At 43.1% G+C, this 17,286-nt stretch carries 14 protein-coding genes; 10 read left to right on the top strand and 4 right to left on the bottom strand.

Annotation, left to right across the window (positions count from 1 at the left end):
• Positions 1-134: 134 nt before the first annotated feature.
• From ACNQO6_RS02375 to ACNQO6_RS02350, 6 genes are all read left to right on the top strand, one after another.
• Positions 135-1,400, top strand: a complete 1,266-nt coding sequence (locus tag ACNQO6_RS02375; protein WP_440207980.1) for an OprD family outer membrane porin — start codon at positions 135-137, stop codon at positions 1,398-1,400.
• Between the two features lie 421 nt (positions 1,401-1,821).
• On the top strand, positions 1,822-2,169 hold the full coding sequence (locus ACNQO6_RS02370; RefSeq protein ID WP_343579289.1) for an iron transporter: 348 nt from the start codon (positions 1,822-1,824) through the stop codon (positions 2,167-2,169).
• Between the two features lie 4 nt (positions 2,170-2,173).
• Entirely contained in the window at positions 2,174-3,874 is a 1,701-nt protein-coding gene (locus ACNQO6_RS02365) for a PepSY-associated TM helix domain-containing protein (protein ID WP_440207979.1), read from the top strand.
• Positions 3,871-4,206 carry a DUF3325 domain-containing protein gene (locus tag ACNQO6_RS02360; protein WP_343579287.1) on the top strand — a complete coding sequence of 112 codons (336 nt, stop codon included), beginning with the start codon at positions 3,871-3,873 and terminating at the stop codon, positions 4,204-4,206. The genes ACNQO6_RS02365 and ACNQO6_RS02360 overlap by 4 nt, the downstream gene beginning before the upstream one ends.
• A gap of 361 nt (positions 4,207-4,567) precedes the next feature.
• Positions 4,568-7,036 (top strand): acyl-CoA dehydrogenase, encoded by a 2,469-nt coding sequence (locus tag ACNQO6_RS02355; RefSeq protein WP_440207978.1) that lies wholly within the window; start codon positions 4,568-4,570, stop codon positions 7,034-7,036.
• A 212-nt stretch (positions 7,037-7,248) separates the two neighbouring features.
• Positions 7,249-7,359 (top strand): hypothetical protein, encoded by a 111-nt coding sequence (locus tag ACNQO6_RS02350; protein ID WP_005229212.1) that lies wholly within the window; start codon positions 7,249-7,251, stop codon positions 7,357-7,359.
• Between the two features lie 82 nt (positions 7,360-7,441).
• Here the strand turns inward: ACNQO6_RS02350 and ACNQO6_RS02345 are convergent, their stop codons facing one another.
• Positions 7,442-8,137, bottom strand: a complete 696-nt coding sequence (locus tag ACNQO6_RS02345) for an alpha/beta hydrolase (RefSeq protein WP_343579285.1) — start codon at positions 8,135-8,137, stop codon at positions 7,442-7,444.
• A gap of 200 nt (positions 8,138-8,337) precedes the next feature.
• Between ACNQO6_RS02345 and ACNQO6_RS02340 the strand changes: the two genes are divergently transcribed.
• Positions 8,338-9,222: an AraC family transcriptional regulator gene (locus ACNQO6_RS02340; RefSeq protein ID WP_440207977.1), complete on the top strand. Its 885-nt coding sequence runs from the start codon at positions 8,338-8,340 to the stop codon at positions 9,220-9,222.
• 91 nt (positions 9,223-9,313) lie between these two features.
• On the opposite strand, the gene ACNQO6_RS02335 is transcribed toward ACNQO6_RS02340, so the two are convergent.
• Both ACNQO6_RS02335 and ACNQO6_RS02330 read right to left on the bottom strand, forming a co-directional pair.
• On the bottom strand, positions 9,314-9,991 hold the full coding sequence (locus tag ACNQO6_RS02335) for a hypothetical protein (RefSeq protein ID WP_440207976.1): 678 nt from the start codon (positions 9,989-9,991) through the stop codon (positions 9,314-9,316).
• 49 nt (positions 9,992-10,040) lie between these two features.
• Positions 10,041-12,212, bottom strand: a complete 2,172-nt coding sequence (locus ACNQO6_RS02330) for a TonB-dependent siderophore receptor (protein ID WP_440207975.1) — start codon at positions 12,210-12,212, stop codon at positions 10,041-10,043.
• A gap of 435 nt (positions 12,213-12,647) precedes the next feature.
• Here ACNQO6_RS02330 and ACNQO6_RS02325 point away from each other — a divergent pair, with 435 nt between their 5' ends.
• Positions 12,648-13,739 (top strand): amidohydrolase family protein, encoded by a 1,092-nt coding sequence (locus ACNQO6_RS02325; RefSeq protein WP_440207974.1) that lies wholly within the window; start codon positions 12,648-12,650, stop codon positions 13,737-13,739.
• A complete protein-coding gene (locus ACNQO6_RS02320) occupies positions 13,726-14,568 on the top strand; it encodes an SDR family NAD(P)-dependent oxidoreductase (protein WP_440207973.1) in 843 nt (280 codons plus the stop codon). Before ACNQO6_RS02325 ends, ACNQO6_RS02320 begins: the two co-directional genes overlap by 14 nt.
• A gap of 225 nt (positions 14,569-14,793) precedes the next feature.
• Here ACNQO6_RS02320 and trbK read toward each other — a convergent pair whose 3' ends face one another.
• On the bottom strand, positions 14,794-14,991 hold the full coding sequence (gene trbK, locus ACNQO6_RS02315) for an entry exclusion lipoprotein TrbK (protein ID WP_440207972.1): 198 nt from the start codon (positions 14,989-14,991) through the stop codon (positions 14,794-14,796).
• 552 nt (positions 14,992-15,543) lie between these two features.
• On the opposite strand from trbK, the gene ACNQO6_RS02310 reads away from it, so the two are divergent.
• Complete coding sequence (locus ACNQO6_RS02310) at positions 15,544-17,244, top strand: NAD-dependent malic enzyme (RefSeq protein ID WP_440207971.1); 1,701 nt, start codon at positions 15,544-15,546, stop codon at positions 17,242-17,244.
• Positions 17,245-17,286: the final 42 nt, after the last annotated feature.

The raw sequence follows: 17,286 nt of genomic DNA, 5'->3' as shown, positions 1-17,286 counted from the left end.
GAACTTTCTCTAAAGATATTTTCTTGAATTTTCGGATATTTAAAAGAAATGGGACTCAGGTCGGCAGGACTAGGCAAGTTGTGAAACTTTATTTACAGCAACAAGAATTTTAAAAACTCAGGAAAGGATTTCCCATGTTAATACCGAATAGGCTGTATAAAGCCCAGCGCGTGGCGTTATATACGCTTTTTGGCTGTCTGAATGTCAATGCGGCTTATGCCGACTTTCTAAAGGACAGTGAAAAGAGTATTTATTTACGAAATTTCTATGTCGAACGTGATTTTGAAGGCACAAATCAAGATCTGGGCAGTTGGTCACAAGGCTTATCAGGGCGGTTTGAGTCAGGCTATACCGATACACCGCTTCAAGTCGGTCTGGATTTAGGGTTTCAATATGCATTGCGTTTGAATAACCATAATGATGAACGGCTGGATACCGTGTTTAAATATGATCAGCATGAACGCCGTCAGGAACGTGATTACTTAAAATTGGGCGCGACCCTAAAATTGAAATATCACAATACCGAACTGAAAGTGGGGGAGCTTTTTCCTAAAACACCGGTACTGTTTATTGATGACTCACGGCAACTGGTTACCACCTATGCCGGTGCAATGCTGGAAAGCAAAGAGATTACGAATTTAAAAGTATCTGCGGGCCGTTTTACCCATGTGAATGCCCGTGATGATGACGAGTATCGAAAATTCACATTAGGCAACTCGACTGATCCGGCAAAAAGAAGTGATGGACTCAATTTTCTAGGTCTGGACTATAATTTCACGCCGAATTTATCCGGGGCTTACTGGTTTGGACAACTGGAAGATATTTATCAACAACACTATATCAATGCGGCCTATACAGAGCAGATTAAAAACAGCAAGTTAAAAGTGGATGCTCGCTATTTTAACTATAAAGAAGATGGTGACGCCTATTTCGGCGATATCGATACGCAATCGATTGGGCTGCAAGCCAGTGTTCAGAATGGGCCACATACTATTTTGACCGGTCTGCAAAAACATATGGGAGAGGACAATATTCCACTGTTAAATGGTTATGTCCCGCAAAGTTATTTACAGAGCTGGTCTGCGCTGGCCTTTTACAAAGCCAAAGAATTGACCTGGCATGTTTTATATAGTTATGACTTTAAAGAGCAGGGCATACCCGGATTAAAACTGACTTTACGCTATTTAAATGGCAGTGAAATCTATCGGGAAGGTTTCAAGGACAATAAAGAAACCGAGAAAAATGTCATCATCAATTACAGCGTCCCTGAAGGAAAACTCAAAGGTCTCGGCTTCGAATGGCGACATATTCGTGCCGATATTAAATATGGTGCAGGCAACAATCCTGGGACAGATTTTGTTGAAAACCGCATCATGACCACCTACACGCATAAGTTTTAATAGCCTACCACCCACCTGATTATCATTTTTCGGGTGGGTAAACTGCATTTCAACAGAATTTGCAGCATTGAATTTCCTGAATTTAGGTTAGTGCTTGACTCTGAATCGGCCTAAACCTCATATATTTTTTACTTCAATCACCTGTTTTTTCTCTTTCGATTAGTAAAATGCCTTCACATCAAGATTAAAATGAGACTAATTCTCATTATTATTGTTATTTTTGTTGAATTTGATTATGATGCGTTGATTTTTTAAGGCTGGTTTAAGCTTGGTCAGGTTTGCCATCTGAGCCATTAGACCGCTTGCCATGTACATGAGATGGGGGTGCTGCATGGGCGATCAGCTAAATCATCCATTTTTCTCATCGTTCTATAAAAGGTGAACATTATGTCGGCTGATGTCACTTTGCTTGGTGTTATTTATGACGATTGAAGCATCTGTGTCCTTGGTGTCAAACACCAGTGCGGTTAAAAAGAAGGTAGAGCAAGCATCAATGATTAAATATCGATTGATGATTTTTTCCCGTTTTATATTGGCTATTGTTGGGGGTTATTACTTTGCTGCAATTGCAGCAATGTTGATCGGTTTCTTATTTTCATCTGAGCCTTCCAGAGCGAATGCGGTTTTTAGTGCAACCATGCTGGCTTTTGTGGTGCATTGCATCCTGTTTATCTGGATATTTATGGTCAAATCGACCCTGAAAGTCTGGTTAGGTGTGATTATTCCTAGCCTGATCATGACATTGATGTATGGCTTGTTAAAAGGGTAAGGGCATGCGTGTTGATGGTAAGAATGAAGGCCCGCGCCAATCGATGTCATGGTTACATACCTGGACCAGTCTTTTACTGGGGTGGTTGCTCTATGCTGTTTTTCTGACAGGGACACTCAGTTTCTTTCAAAATGAAATTACAGTCTGGATGAAACCGGAATTGCATCAATCAGTAAATACAACTTCGCAGCAACAACAATTAACTTATGCCTTGCACTATTTAAATCAGAAAGGACACGCTGCCGAGAGCTGGAATATCCGTTTTGCCAATGAACGCCAACCCGCCATTATGCTGAATATCCGCAAGCCAGGTGAGGGACGCCGCCGTGGGGGCGAAATTTATCTAGATGCACAAACGGGGCAAGAAATTAAAGCCAGAGAAACCCGTGGTGGTAGTTTCCTTTATCGCTTTCATTTTGAACTATATGGTATGCCACGCATCTGGGGGCGCTGGATTGTTGGTATTGCAACCTTGTTCATGTTTGTTGCGATTATCAGTGGCATTATTACCCATAAAAAAATCTTCAAGGATTTCTTTACTTTCCGTCCAGCCAAAGTTCAGCGTTCATGGCTGGATGCGCACAATGCAACGGCCGTGTTTGCCTTGCCATTTCATCTCATGATTACCTTTAGCGGTTTATTACTATTAATGCATCTGTTTATGCCATGGGCAATGAACACGCACTATGGCAATGTTCGAAATTTTTATCAGATTTTAAATGAACCCGTTGCTCAAACTCCTGAACAGGTACGTTTACTGGCAGAGCAAAAGCAGAAACAGGCAGTTGAAGAAGGACGTGGCAATCGAGGTGGGGGCCGTGGTGGCGAGACTGAACAAGTCGCCCCCATGCTTGCAGCAGCACCCATGGTCAACCTAGTGGCATTAAGCCAGCAGGTTCAACACGGTTGGGGGGATAATCCGATTGCGTCGGTTCGGGTGAATCAACCGAATACCGTGAAAGCGGATGTACAATTTAATGCAACCCATACCACGACCTTGCTGGATCGGGAAAGCGTACCGTCACTCAAGTTTAATGCGGTGACTGGGCAACTGATCGACGAAGCCAAGCCTGTAAATTCGGCATCCAAAGCTATTTATACCTTAGTGACATGGCTGCATATGGCACGGGGTGTCGATTCGGTCTTACGCTGGTTGCTCTTTTTATCGGGTGTCTTAGGCACGCTGATGGTCGCTTCCGGTTTGATTTTGTGGGTGGTGAAGCGTATTCCAGAGGTGCAAAAGTTAGGTTATAAACCGTTTGGCCATCGTGTGGTTGAGGTCCTGAATATTACAGCGATTACAGGGCTACCGATTGCCTGTGCGGCGTACTTTTTTGCCAACCGTGTTATACCGGCACAATTGGCAGAGCGTTCTCCGCTGGAAATTAATGTGTTCTTTAGTGTCTGGTTATTGTGCTTGATGCATGCTGCTGTTCGGGCACACCGTCCAGCGTGGCTAGAGCAACTGGCCTTGGCTGCCGCAATGTTCCTGTTTATCCCCATTCTGAACTTCGTTACAGGTGGGCAGGCCTTATGGATGAGTAGCTATCATGGACAATGGATGATCGCCAGTTTTGATCTGGTCTGCATTATTTTAGGTCTGATTTTTATCTATTCTTATTACAAATTAAAGCGTTATCAAGGTCTCCCGGTTAAGCAGAAAAAACAGCCTAAGGTACAAATGGTACAGGAGCATACTGGATGACAGCATTGATGTTGTGGTGTGTTGCCGTGGTGGCATTATCGAGTCTGGCATGTGGGATGAGTAAGCATCAACGTGATATTTTTATATCCCCGATCTCGGCTCGAAACAGCCGACGTTTTGAAATTGTAGGCTGGGGGATGTTGTTGCTTTCTGCTGTAGCTGCAATTGACTTAAAAGGTGCTTCGATCGGTTTATCCGAATGGTTGGGTTGTATCAGCTTTGCTGCTTTGGTCGTGGGGCTGTTATTGACTTATCATCCTAAAAAGCTATTACAGGCCAATGTGATTGTGTCAGCCTTATTCATACTATTGTTAATGCTGTTTCTGATTTAGGCGAGATGGCATTGCATTTTAAAAAAAGAGCAAAGCAAAGTTTGCTCTTTTTTTATTTAAAGCCGACAAGGCTCAGGCTGAACGATCAAATTTTACAGCGCTTTAACCCATGCTGGCTGAAAGGCAGGCAGGATCAATTCAATGCTGTTGTTCGGCTAAAAAAGGGAATGCATTAAAGTTACGGGGAGAATATTGAGTGTCATCTCGATGAATTTATGTAAATTTTAGTAGTTAAGCAAGCAAATAAAGATTCGATATGTAGAATAAAAAATAATCATTTTATTAAAGAATTATCCTAACTATAAATTCACTCAGCATTTCTCATTTCTGCTTCATGCCGATCTGAGCCAAAGGAGTAAACATGATTGTATTATTCATATTGCTTGGTCTACTGATTCAGCTGCTTGTAATTTGGGCTCTCTTTTATTTTGAAGCCACGCGAAGCATTGGCTGTGTGGTGGCGATTGTCACTGCCATTCTGTGTAGTGTATTGATTACGCCGTGGAGTCTGTTACTGGGTGTACCTATTATTATCGCCAGTATTATTCTGCTGATTACGCCATTGCGTGAGGCTTTGATTAGCCGACCTGCTTTTAAAGTGTTGTCTAATGCCATGCCGAGTATGAGTACGACGGAAAGAGAAGCGTTGGATGCCGGTACCAGCTGGTGGGAAAAAGAACTGTTTATGGGGGCGCCGGATTGGGAAAAGTTTGATCAATATCCTTATCCCGTGTTATCGGCAGAAGAACAGGCTTTTTTAGAGAATGAAGTACAACAGCTTTGCTCAATGCTGGATGAATGGCAGATTCATCATCAGGACAAGGACCTGCCGCCAGAGGTGTGGCAGTTTATTAAGGACAATGGTTTCTTGGGGCTGATTATTCCTAAATCATTTGGTGGAAAGCAATTTACCCCCTTTGCACAAAGCCGCATTATGAGCAAGATTGCTTCCCGCTCACTAACTGCTGCGGTGAGCTGTATGGTACCCAATTCGCTTGGGCCAGGGGAGTTACTGCTACACTATGGTACAGAGGAGCAAAAACAACGTTATTTACCCGGGCTTGCCAATGGTACAGAAGTCCCTTGCTTTGGCTTGACCAGCCCTGAGGCGGGTTCGGATGCTGGTGCGATCCCGGATACCGGTGTGGTGTGTTATGGACAATATCAAGGCCAACAAGTATTAGGCCTGAAAATGAATTTCTCCAAGCGCTGGATTACCTTGGCCCCGATTGCGACCGTGATTGGTCTGGCTTTTAAGTTATATGATCCGGAAGGTTTGCTGGGCGATAAAACTAAAGTGGAATATGGCATTACCTGTGCCTTGATTCCGGCTGACCATGAAGGCATTCAGATCGGGCCCCGTCATAATCCGGGTGCGCCATTTATGAATGGTACGGTTGAAGGTCGTGATGTATTTATTCCTTTGGACTGGATTATTGGCGGTCAGCAAAATGCAGGTAAAGGCTGGCGGATGCTGATGGAATGTCTGGGTGTGGGGCGGGGTATTTCATTGCCTGCTTTGGCAACCGCAGCGGGAGAAATGAGTTATCTGCTGGTGGGTGCATTTGCCAGTGTCCGTCAACAGTTTAAAATTTCGGTTGGGCATTTTGAAGGGGTACAAGAGGCGACCAGTGATATCGCCAGTGATGCTTATATGCTGGAATCATTCCGTTATCTGGTGACCTGTGGTTTGAACCAAGGCGGAACCCCAGCAGTGATGACCGCCATGGCCAAATACTATGCCACCGAAACCATGCGTAAAGTGGTCAATCATGGCATGGACGTGGTGGGTGGACGGGCAATTCAGTTAGGCCCACGTAACTTCCTTGCCCTGACTTATCAATCCATTCCCGTTGCCATTACCGTAGAGGGCGCCAATATTCTGACCCGTTCTCTGATGATTTTCGGTCAGGGCTCAATGCGTTGCCATCCTTATCTGTTTGAAGAATTGCAGCTGTTACAGGCTGAAGATAAAGCCGCTGCTTTTAAGGAATTTTCACCATTATTGTTTAAACATCTGGCCTATACCTTCAATCGCGCAGCCAAAGCACTGGCATTTTCCATTACAGGTGGTTCAGATGAGGGCTCTAAACAGGCCGATGATTTTTCAAAAGCCTATTACAGTAAAATCAACCGTTTTAGTGCCGACTTTGCTTTAACAGCGGATATGGCACTGGGAATTCTGGCGGGTGATCTAAAACGCAAAGAAATGCTGTCCGGACGTTTGGCCGATATTCATGCGCATTTATTTATTGCGACGGCAATCCTGAAATATTATGAACAGGGTCAACGCACCGAAGCAGAAAGAAAACATGCCGAATTGGCCCTGAATAAAGCCTTGTATCAGGTGCAAGAAGCTTTCTTTGGCTTCTATGAAAATTTCCCGATGCCGCTTGCCGCCTGTATGGTGAAATTGCTTTGCTTCCCATTTGGCCGACCAATTGCAGCACCATCGGATCAATTGAAACAGGAGGTTGCTGCATTAATCATGCAAGAGCATGCGTTCCGGGATCAGTTGAAGCAACATGTCTATTACAACACGGATGCCAATGATGTAATGGGACGGATGGAATCGACATTCCAAAGCTTATTGCAACTGCAACCGTTGTGGAACAAGTTTAAAAAAGCAGAATCCAAAGATCAGTTCAGTGGTCTCACCTTTGAAGCGCATATTGCCAATGCAATCGAGACAGGATTTATCAGCACTGCTGAGGCGGAGTCACTTTTAGACTACAATGCCAAACGTTATGACAGTATGTTGACGGATATTTTTGATGAGCATTTAGTCGATGACCTGCCGCTGGAAAATCCTCATCTCCGCAACTTATGATTGAATCGTGTAAGCATAGATTGAAGCAGTCCTGAATGTATAAAAGATGAGGTTATGGCGCATCCTTTAAATCTATTCAGGGCTGTTTCCATAACAGTCTCGAGTTTTTAAGCTCATCTGTTATATTTTTTTTAGAAAACTCTGTGTCTTTTTTTGTTCTGTACCTTCCTGCACTATAACAGTATGAGTTGAGCAAAGCCAAAGGTGACATCATGAGTTTTTTGAAAAAAAAGAATAATGCCAGTTTTGTATTCTTCATTATTACACTATATGCCTTTTTGGGTTTTGGTATTGGCTATGTGATCTGGGAATATCTGTTATAAGCCGTGAAGCGAGTATGCTGTTGACGTTCAGAGTAATGAAGAAGGCTCTTTAGGGCATATTACTCCCTAAAGGCCTCAATCTTTACTGAGTTAAGAATTTCACAGCTTCTATAATTAAGGCCGTCACTTCTTTGGGTTGTGAAGCCAATGATGCGTGACTTGCGTTTAAAGAAATGACTTTTTGGGGATGGATACGATCAGACATGACAGCTTGGTTCTCTGGACTGATCATGCGGTCTTGGGTTGAGATTTGATACCATGATGGTTTGGTTTTCCAGGCAGGCTGCGTAATGTTATCGCCAAAAGTACTGGCCAAAGGGGCTTTTTGAGTCACGCCCATAGCAAAGCCTTCATCTTGACTGAGGTCCTGACAGAAACTTTCGTGAAATTTATCTACTTTTAACCAGAGATAACCATCACTATCGGGTTCTAGATTTGGCGCTGCAACAGGTAAATGTTGTTGAGTAATTGCGCCGGGACTTTCATTTTGATCGGGTGCAAAGGCAGCTATGTACACTAAACCCACGACATTCGGATGATTGCCAGCTTCGGTAATGACTGCTCCGCCGTAAGAATGGCCCACCAACAGGACATCTCCATCAACTTGGGCAATCATTTTCTGAGTTCGTTCCACGTCATCTGCGAGTGAGGTTAAGGGGAGTTCGACGGCACGTAAGGACTTATAGCCTTGATGGGACAATTCGTTAATCACTTTTGTCCAATGGGCGGCACCGCCCCAAAAACCATGTACGAGAATAATAGTAGGTTGAGTACTCATATTTATCTCCTGAATAAATTCTATTGTATTGAATTTTCTGTATTTAATAGGGGAAGATTTACAGTATAAAGAGGTAGGTGGGTGAGTGTTTTTTATACTAACCAGATCTTCTCAAAAGATTATTGACGTTTTGTTAGGCTTTCACAATAACTGAAACGCCAATGTTTTTGCAGAAACACTTTTAAGGACAAAAGCACAAAATGCGTGATGAGCAAGATAAGCAGACGTTAACCGATATCTTCTTTGATATTTATCGTTTTGCTGATATCTCGGGTGAAATCTATGGTGTGGAACAGCTTTCGGCACCCAAAAAGCTGTGTTTTCCCGCTCAATATGCCTATATCCATATTATTCAGCAGGCAAGCTGTCTATTTACAATCAAACGGCTACCAGTCAGCCTGATGTTGCAGCCCGGTGATATTCTCGTGTTGCCTGCCAAGTTGGAACATTCGTTCGAGGTGTGTAAGGGACAGACAGCAACTGCTGCTGTGATAAGCTGTATTTTCCGGTTGAATGGCATTTATGGTGAGGCAATCAGTGAAGGATTGCCGAGTTATATCCATGTGCCTTCCGCTCATGAAGCTGAAAAAGTTGCAGAATGGATCCCGATGACAGTTATGGCAATTCAGCTGGAACTTGAACATCCGACACTGGGTAGCCGAGTGATGTTGTCTCGAATTATCGATTTACTGCTGGTTTGGTCGATACGCTTTTGGTTGGCGAAGGACAACATGGAGCATAAAGGCTGGATTTCTGCATTACGTGATCCGATGATGAGCAAGGCTTTGTCTTTGCTACATACACAACCTGCGTATGAATGGGATGTAAATTCGCTTGCCCAACTTACTAAACAGTCCAGATCCGGCTTTTCCAAAAAATTTGTTGAATCGGTGGGCGTACCGCCGATGACATATTTAAAAAATTGGCGTATGAAATTGGCCAGCCGGTTGCTTAAGGAAACAGATCAAAATATTGCACAAGTTGCTGAATCCGTCGGTTATTCATCTCAAGCCGCTTTTAGTCGGGCCTTTACCCAAAGTTTTGGTTGTGCACCTAAAAACTTTAAGGCAACTATGAGTCAGTAAATAGCTTGGTGCATCAGAGAAGCCACATGGGTGTGCATGTAAACGGATACACGTTGAAATGCATCCGTTGATTGAGATACAGATTAGGATGTTAGCTGCTGAGTAACCACTGAATGGAGGCATCAAACAGTTTGAGGCCATCTTCTGAAAGATTGGTAAATGTCTCATTATTGAGAAAGAACATCAGCCGTTTTGCTGGTGCCAGCGATTCATAGTCCATGGTTGCACCTTTTTCGTAGCCCCAGATGGCCACTTTTTCAGGTTGCCCATAAATCGTTGCAATAATGGTCGCGCCTAATCCCGGCTTGCCCCAGCTCATGGGTGCCTGTGCTTGATAAACGTTGCGGGTTCCCGCAGGAAGATGCGCAGAGAGGGGATGCGGTGCATTGACCAGCCACAAGTAACGTTCTTTTTCGACTTCACCAAAATCGGTATCAATCCTCTTGCCGGTCATGGCCAGATCATCGAGATAATCATTTTCCCAAGTCATCAGTGGAATCGGGAGTTGGCGCCAGCCTGTTTTTAAATTTTTGGACGCAACCGTTGAAGAAAGGAGGACCAGATCAGGCTGGTTTAACTTGCTTGGCGAAACCGATTGATCCAGCATTTCAACGTGGTAGCCTTTGCTTTGCAAGTATTTCTGAATGGCGATATCGGTACTCGCTGACGCACTGTTCAGTTGTGAGATCAGCGCAATTCGGGTTTGAGCATACACAGCAGAGCTCAATAGCATGCCAAGCAACATAATGATAGAAAGAAACGTTTTCATCTTGATCTCAAACAAGGGCAGTGAACCCATCACTGCCTTGATTCCATAATTAGAATTTAAAGGTGGCACGTAATAGTGCTTGGCGAGCGTCACCTTGTGATACTGCCAGATTATTAACGCTGGCCGTATAGTAGGTTTTATCAAAGATATTATTTAAATTAAACTGGAAGTTCACTGCCTGTTTGGCAATGGTGGTGTCATAGCTGATAAAGGCATTGGCCAGGGCATATTCAGGCAGGTCAAAGGTATTCTCTGAGTCTCCGGCACGTTTACCGACATAATTACCGCTCAAGCCCAAACGTAAATGACCATTGTAGAGTTCGCCATAGTTATAAGCCAATGCCAGAGATGCGGTATCTCGTGCTACATTATTTAAGCGGTTACCTTGCAGACCAGTTTCATCTTCAGTGACTTTGGCATCGGTATAGGCATAGGTCAGGGTTGCATCGAGTTGATCGGTTAGACGTCCAGTTAAATCTAATTCAACGCCTTTGGAACGGACTGCACCTGTGGTATGCAGCTCTACTTCTTTGCTTGATGGGTTGGTGATTTTGGCAAGCACATTACGCTTTTTAATATCGTACAGCGCAAAATTGGCCTTAATACGGTCATTGAATTCGTATTTTGCACCAACTTCATAAGATTTTGCCTGTTCCGGTTGGACATCCGAGTCAATCACGGCATTGCCCCCTAAAGGTGCAATCGAGGAGTTCGGTTTAAGTGACTCGGTATAGCTGCCATAGAGTGAAAGCTGGTCATTCCATTGATAGACCAAGCCTGCATGCGGTAGCCAGGCATCATCATTGGTGTTGGTATTTTCCTTAAACGGTCTACCGCGGCCAGCAGTTTGTTGATAGTTCAGGTAACGTCCACCGAGCACGGCAATCCATTGTTCATTTAAATGGATCGCATCTTGCAGATAAAAACCATAGGTATGCAATTTATCGGTTTGATCACTATCAGATGCAACGATATTACGCGATGCTTCCACCGCACCAAAATCCGGATTTAAATAGTCGAGGGTTGAGGTATTGCCACGAACCATATCAGGACGGAAATATTTACGGTATTCAATATCTGAACCGATTTGAATATCATGCTTTAAACCAAACAAATTGGTTGAACCATTGAGATAGGCTTGGGCATTACTATCGATGCTTTTTGCATTTAAGGTCGCATCGGTACGACGTTTCACCGTATGATTTTTGCTATCTAACGAGGTGACGCGTAACTGGTTGGCATCATAGGTTTCGTAGTTATAGGTATAGCCGAAATGAGCTGACCAAGTGTCATTCATTTGATGATCAACCAGCAATTGTGTCAGATGATCTTCACCTTTCATCTGGTTAAAGGCTTCATCCAGACGCTGGTATTTTGAGATCGGCAACGCTTTTTTAGTGTTGGGGTCAAAAATGGTGGAGCGATCAAAAGGGACATCAAAATGACGATATTGATAGCTGAGATTGACTTTGGTCTGACCATTATCCCATGCCACTGATGGCGCAATTAAAGTCTGTTTGAGATTACCAAAATTACGCCAATAGTCTGCATCTGAATGATCGACAATAAAACGATAGGCAAAGTTACTGTCATTGATTGCGCCCGTAGTATCCAGACTTGCACCCACACCATTTTTACCCGCAGCAAAGCTTGAACCATAGATGGCCATTTCGGTTTTTTGGGTCATTTCAGGTTTTTTAGTTATTACATTGACCACACCGCCTGGGTCCATAATGCCATAAAGGAGTGAAGCAGGGCCTTTTAACACTTCAACCTGTTCAACTGCCGCATTCATGGTACGACCTTGTACAATTGGCATGCCATTCACCGTAATTGAACCATCACGGTTGTCACCAAAACCACGTTTCATGACTGTATCTTGGGTGCCGCCCAAGGTGTTGCCTTGGGTAATACCGCTGACTTGGGTCAGTGCATTATCCAGATTCGCAGGCAGATAATCTTTGACATATTGTTTGGAAACCACATTGACCGTTTGAGGCGTCTCTAGATTGTTGTGCTTACCTCTTAAGGTCGATGCGGTTTGTGTTCCGATATAGCTTGAGCTGGATTCCGCTTGTACTTTGATGGTGTCTAGCTGCGTGATTTGTGGCGTTGTTATGTCTGCCCAACTCAGCACAGGAAGACAAGACAGAAGCAATGAACCGCTATACTTTAAAATTTCAATCGTGATGAGATTTTTACGCGGAGAGAATGCAGACATAAGAATACCTGAGCGATACCGAAAAGCGGGTAGAGACTGGAGAGAAACGGCTTTCAATTGAATGACAATGTTGGCCAATACAGCGATAAAAGCGTGCCCAGTATATTTAAATAGGAATCATTTACAAGAACTTGCTAGAAAGATATGCCCTTGAAAAATTAACAGATTGATAATGCATGAGTTATTTTTAGATTTTTTATCCGGTCGTGTATCGACAATAGAACTAGATAATAAAATGATTTAATTTATTGTAATTCTTCATAAATTTATATTTTTAGAAAGGATGCAGTAAAAAATAAATGAATCACATTCATAATGTTATATTGAAATAAATCATTTTATTCATACTGACTTGTTCGGTAGGCTACAGTGATCAAATAGGATAAGTTAGATAAAGCATCGCCATTTTTAAAAATAATGATATCGAGTGAACGCATGGAAGAATTAGGCTTTTCGATCATTGATCCGCATATTCATCAATGGGACCCTTATCACACACCGCATTCTGCTGCTGTATTGGTAAAAACTTTAGGCAAATATCCCGCTGTTATGGATCGCGTAGTGCGTTTGGTCAAACCCAAGCCTTTATTAGAGACTTTAGGGATAACCCGATACGCACTGAATCCTTATTTACCCGCGCATTATCAACAGGATAGTGCTTTATTTCCTGTAGAGAGCGTAGTGCATGTCGAAGCGAACTGGCATCATCAGAAAGGCTTTGGTGTGGTGGAAGAAACTCACTGGATCAAGCAATTAGAGTTTAATCGTCACGGTTTAAAGCTGGGTGCTATCGTTGCCGCGGCTGATCCACGAGACCGAAAATTCAAAGACATTCTTAAAGCCCATCAGCAGGCCAGTCCACTATTTCGGGGCATTCGTAAAATGGCGGCCTGGCATGAGGATAGTGGGATTTATCGATGGTGTGATCGGCCGCATCTTTATCGTGACAAGAAATTCTTAAAAGGTTTTGAACAACTGGCTAACATGGATCTATCTTTTGATGCATGGGGATATTCCACACAGTTAGCAGAAATCACCAGTCTGGCGAAACAATTTCCTGACACCCGGATTGTGGTCGATCATCTGGCGACACCCGCTGGCTTGTTTGGGGCCGTGGGTAAGAAAACGGGAATTACAGCATCGCAGCGTGAGGTCATTTTTAAACAGTGGCAGCAAGACATAGCCATGCTGGCTGAACAGAAAAATGTCTATGCCAAAATTTCAGGCTTGATGATGCCGGTATTAGGACATCGCTTCTATCAACACAAACGCACTGCGACAGCTGCTGAAATCGTCAATTTACTGACACCGATGATTCAACATGCCGTTCAGGTCTTTGGCGTCAACCGCATTATGTATGCGTCTAATTTCCCGATGGATAAAGTCAATGCAACACTCAGTGAGTTGGTTCAGGCCTATATCCAGATACTTCGTCCCTATGGTGAACAGGCAATGTATGCCATGTTTAGACAAAACGCAGCCCATTTTTATCTACTTCATCTAGAGTCTAGCCATGAAAAATTTTAAACAGAAAGTCGCAGCCATTACCGGTGCAGGGTCAGGGATTGGTCGACAACTTGCCGTTTTACTGGCACAGCAAGGCGCCCATTTGGCTTTGAGTGATGTCAATGAACAGGGACTGCAAGAGACCAAGGCCTTGTTACAGCAATATCCTGTCAATGTCACCCTGACCCAACTCGATGTTTCTGATCAGGACGCAGTCCGTGAATGGGCAGAACAGAGTTTTAAGACACACGGCAAGATCAACCTGATTTTTAATAATGCCGGTGTAGCACTGGCGAGTACCGTCGAAGGGATGGAGTATGAGGAACTGGACTGGATCTTAAAAATTAACTTTTGGGGTGTGGTTTATGGTACCAAAGAATTTCTGCCTTATTTAAAGCAAAGTGGCGAAGGGCACATTGTGAATATTTCCAGCCTATTCGGTTTGACGGCTCAACCGACCCAAAGTGCCTATAATGCAACTAAATTTGCGGTTCGTGGTTTTACCGAGTCATTACGCCAAGAATTAAAACTGCAACAGAATGGGGTGAGCTCAACCTGTGTACATCCTGGCGGAATCCGCACCAATATTGCCAATAGTGCACGTATGAGTGACAGCATTCGGGCTTTGGGCATGAATCCTGCTAAAGCCAGTCAAGCCTTTAACAAAGTATTGAAAACACCACCTGAACAAGCTGCTCGAATCATTCTTGAGGCTGTGCAAGCGGATAAGGCACGGGTACTGATTGGAAATGATGCCAAAATCATTGATCTGATCCAGCGGATTACCCCGAGCCATTACTCACATGCATTGAGTTTCTTTAGCAAGAAATCCAAGAAAAAACGGGCTTAAAAGTCGGGATGATATGGATTAAAGTGAAACTGATATCTAATTGGAATCAGGTGACTTTGTTGTTGGGACTGGCATAAAAGAAGATTTAAAGAACGCTCTTTTATGCCGCTCCAGCTTAATCCAGACTCTCTACAATACGGACTATTACATTAGCATCATATTAAATTTTTGATTTTCGAAAGTTCTTATGTGGACTTATAAAACGCAATTAATATTCTTTATTATCTAGTAACCTTTATCACGGTTAGTATGTTGTGGTTTCGGATGACTAAAACATTTGTCGCTGAAATTTGCTCGGGCGAAATCATCCTTGATCTTTGCAATGTTTTCACGTTTACAGTTTTCATCATTAACCTCAGGTATCTTTTCTGAACAAGCTGAGACGAAGAAAGTAAAAAGAAGAATAACGCCTAATTTTTTCATATAATACAGAGCCTTTATATTTTAACTGTCTATTCGTTTCCGGGGGAAGTGAAATTGATTTTGAGGAATGCTTTCACTTAAAAGCATATAAAACTGAACTTTATTTGCAAGAGATAGGGAGATATTGTCCCATATGGTATGCTTTTAAATACTTTGAGGGTTACGAAGGATGCTCATGCCATTTGCATAACAGTACATAGCTTTCACTAACTAAGACTCTATAATTAAAACAACAGATTTACAGATCAGCTAAGCTTTCAGAGATTTAAGTCAGAAGAAAGTTGCACATCATCCTAGTTAAAACGATTTCACAACAATTCTATGGTCGACTTAGAAGAAAAATAATTCAAAATGTTACGTGATTGTTCAGAAAACGATCCAAAATAGGTGCTACTATTTATTTAATAAATGTTTAGCCACTTTACATACCGTCAGATTATTCGGTTTCGAGGGCGGATTAGTGTAAATTATTCACTTCGCCAAAATTCTTTTTGCATAAGAATTTAAGCAACGAAATTTTATATATTTGACGGATAATCTCAAGAGTAAGGTATGCCTGCGAACCCGAGTAAAATCAAAAAACCTTTATATATTCCCTATGCTGGGAATGCTCTTTTAGAACTTCCGCTGTTAAATAAAGGCTCTGCTTTCTCTGAAGAAGAAAGAGAAAATTTTAATTTACATGGTCTCGTTCCATACAATATTGAAAACATTGAAGAGCAAACCCAACGCTCTTATCAACAGTACCTTTCATTTGACAGTGACCTGAATAAGCATATTTATTTACGAAATATCCAAGACACCAATGAAACCCTGTTCTATCGTTTATTGAGTCAGCATTTAGATGAAATGCTACCGATTATCTATACCCCAACGGTAGGGGAAGCCTGTCAACGTTTCTCGGATATTTATCGCCGTCACCGTGGTATCTTCATTTCCTATCCAGAACGTCAGTACATTGACCAGATTATTCACAACGTGAATAAGAAAAATGTCAAAGTCATCGTGATTACCGACGGCGAACGCATTCTGGGCCTAGGCGATCAGGGCATTGGCGGTATGGGGATTCCCATCGGTAAATTATCACTGTATACCGCATGTGGGGGGATCAGTCCTGCCTATACCTTGCCGATTACCATTGATGTCGGAACCAACAACGAAGAATTGCTGAATGATCCAATCTATATGGGTTGGAAACAACCACGTATCCGGGGTGAGCAATACTATGAGTTCGTTGAGCAGATTATTACTGCGGTGCGCCAGCGTTGGCCAGATGTGCTGATTCAGTTTGAAGACTTTGCGCAAATGAATGCGATGCCTTTATTAACCCAGTATCGAGACAAGATTTGCTGTTTTAATGACGATATTCAAGGCACGGCGGCTGTAACAGCGGCAACCCTGATTGCGGCTTCTCGTTCACAAGGCAAGCAGCTTAAAGACCAAACCATTACTTTTGTTGGTGCGGGTTCGGCAGGTTGCGGTATCGCAGAGCAGATCGTTCGTCAAATGATGGATGAAGGGCTCAGTGATCATGAAGCACGTTCACGTATCTTTATGGTGGATCGTTTTGGCCTGATGACCGACCAACAGCCAAATTTACTCGATTTCCAGCAAAAACTGGCAACACCAACCAGTGCCATCAGTGACTGGGAATATACCGGTGAATATGTCGGTTTACTGGATGTGGTGAAAAATGCCAAACCAAGTATCCTGATTGGTGTTTCTGGTCAGGCGGGTTTGTTCAGTGAAGAAGTGATTAAAACCTTAGCGAAATACTATAAACATCCGATCGTTCTGCCACTATCGAACCCGACCTCACAAGTGGAAGCACAACCTAAAGATATTATCGAATGGACAGATGGCGCAGCGATTGTTGCTACAGGTAGTCCATTTGCGCCTGTTTATTATCAGGGCAAGGCCTATAGCATTGCACAATGTAATAATTCCTATATCTTCCCGGGAATTGGTCTGGGTGTCATCGCATGTGGCGCAACGCATATCAGTGACGCTATGCTGATGGCTGCTAGCACGGCTTTGGCAGATTGTTCGCCGCGCCTGAAAAACCCGGCAGCGGACTTATTGCCGAATATTAATGATATTCAGCAAGTATCCAAGTTTATTGCCTTTAAAGTTGCAAAAGCAGCGATGGCGGATGGCTTGGCCGTTCCGATGAGTAATGATGTGTTGAAAACAGTCATTGATGATAATTTCTGGACACCGGAATATCGCAGTTATCGTCGCGTCACTGCTTAAGCGATAAGTGATTTTTTAAAGGGCGCATGATCATTTCGATTA

This window comes from Acinetobacter calcoaceticus, from assembly GCF_051947995.1.
In the GTDB taxonomy this organism is placed as follows: domain Bacteria; phylum Pseudomonadota; class Gammaproteobacteria; order Pseudomonadales; family Moraxellaceae; genus Acinetobacter.
The sequence above is the reverse complement of the archived record's forward strand: the minus strand, read 5'-3'. Positions and strand labels throughout refer to the sequence as shown.

What these genes read in the sequence shown, in the direction of transcription:
- ACNQO6_RS02325 (WP_440207974.1), top strand. Translation starts at nt 12,648, where the DNA reads ATGGAAGAATTAGGCTTTTCGATCATTGATCCGCATATTCATCAATGG.
- ACNQO6_RS02370 (WP_343579289.1), top strand. Translation starts at nt 1,822, where the DNA reads ATGACGATTGAAGCATCTGTGTCCTTGGTGTCAAACACCAGTGCGGTT.
- ACNQO6_RS02330 (WP_440207975.1), bottom strand. Translation starts at nt 12,212, where the DNA reads ATGTCTGCATTCTCTCCGCGTAAAAATCTCATCACGATTGAAATTTTA.
- trbK (WP_440207972.1), bottom strand. Translation starts at nt 14,991, where the DNA reads ATGAAAAAATTAGGCGTTATTCTTCTTTTTACTTTCTTCGTCTCAGCT.
- ACNQO6_RS02360 (WP_343579287.1), top strand. Translation starts at nt 3,871, where the DNA reads ATGACAGCATTGATGTTGTGGTGTGTTGCCGTGGTGGCATTATCGAGT.
- ACNQO6_RS02340 (WP_440207977.1), top strand. Translation starts at nt 8,338, where the DNA reads ATGCGTGATGAGCAAGATAAGCAGACGTTAACCGATATCTTCTTTGAT.
- ACNQO6_RS02335 (WP_440207976.1), bottom strand. Translation starts at nt 9,991, where the DNA reads ATGAAAACGTTTCTTTCTATCATTATGTTGCTTGGCATGCTATTGAGC.
- ACNQO6_RS02345 (WP_343579285.1), bottom strand. Translation starts at nt 8,137, where the DNA reads ATGAGTACTCAACCTACTATTATTCTCGTACATGGTTTTTGGGGCGGT.
- ACNQO6_RS02375 (WP_440207980.1), top strand. Translation starts at nt 135, where the DNA reads ATGTTAATACCGAATAGGCTGTATAAAGCCCAGCGCGTGGCGTTATAT.
- ACNQO6_RS02320 (WP_440207973.1), top strand. Translation starts at nt 13,726, where the DNA reads ATGAAAAATTTTAAACAGAAAGTCGCAGCCATTACCGGTGCAGGGTCA.
- ACNQO6_RS02310 (WP_440207971.1), top strand. Translation starts at nt 15,544, where the DNA reads ATGCCTGCGAACCCGAGTAAAATCAAAAAACCTTTATATATTCCCTAT.
- ACNQO6_RS02365 (WP_440207979.1), top strand. Translation starts at nt 2,174, where the DNA reads ATGCGTGTTGATGGTAAGAATGAAGGCCCGCGCCAATCGATGTCATGG.
- ACNQO6_RS02350 (WP_005229212.1), top strand. Translation starts at nt 7,249, where the DNA reads ATGAGTTTTTTGAAAAAAAAGAATAATGCCAGTTTTGTATTCTTCATT.
- ACNQO6_RS02355 (WP_440207978.1), top strand. Translation starts at nt 4,568, where the DNA reads ATGATTGTATTATTCATATTGCTTGGTCTACTGATTCAGCTGCTTGTA.